At 37.2% G+C, this 704-nt stretch carries 1 protein-coding gene; it reads left to right on the top strand.

What is annotated here, in order from left to right:
* Nucleotides 1–21 precede the first annotated feature (21 nt).
* Nucleotides 22–704, top strand: a 683-nt coding sequence (gene speE, locus H4J62_RS19950; protein WP_182231381.1) for a polyamine aminopropyltransferase, incomplete at its 3' end; no start/stop codon positions are given.

Raw genomic sequence — 704 nt, 5'->3', positions numbered from 1 at the left:
TTGATATTTCAGGAGAAAACCATGCACTCTAATTTATGGGTAGAAGAAAAGTTTGAAGACTTTTTGGGGATTAAATTTAAAGTAGAAAAAGTACTTTTCTCTGGGAAAAGTGAATTTCAAACCGTTGATGTTGTTGAAACTAAAGGTCATGGTAAAATGTTACTAAATGACGGTTTGATTATGGTCACCGAGCGAGACGAATTTGCTTATCACGATATGATAAGCCATGTGCCCTTGTTTGTGCATCCTCACCCTAAAAATATTTTAGTGATTGGTGGTGGTGATGGTGGAACGGCAAGAGAAGTCATTCGTCATCTATCAGTAAAAAAATGTACTATGGTTGAAATCGACGAGATGGTTGTTGACGCCTGTAAAAAGCATATTCCACAAACCGCTTCAGCACTCGATGATGAACGCATAGATCTTATTATCGGTGATGGTGTGCAATTTGTTAAAGAAACCACTGAGAAGTTTGACGTTATTATTGTCGACAGCACTGATCCGATTGGACCTGCTCAACCTTTATTTGGCGAAGCATTTTATAAAGATGTTTTTAACTGTTTAGCCGATGACGGTATTGTTGTTGCCCAGGGAGAGTCTTCTTGGTATGCCATGGATATTCAACAATCGCTATTGAAAGTATTAAACAATGTCTTTCCTAAAACTTATTTGTATAGTTTTAGTAATTTAACTTATCCAGGCGG

Origin of the sequence: Colwellia sp. BRX8-5 (assembly GCF_014077325.1) — a bacterium.
GTDB lineage: Bacteria > Pseudomonadota > Gammaproteobacteria > Enterobacterales > Alteromonadaceae > Colwellia_A.
The sequence above is the reverse complement of the archived record's forward strand: the minus strand, read 5'-3'. Positions and strand labels throughout refer to the sequence as shown.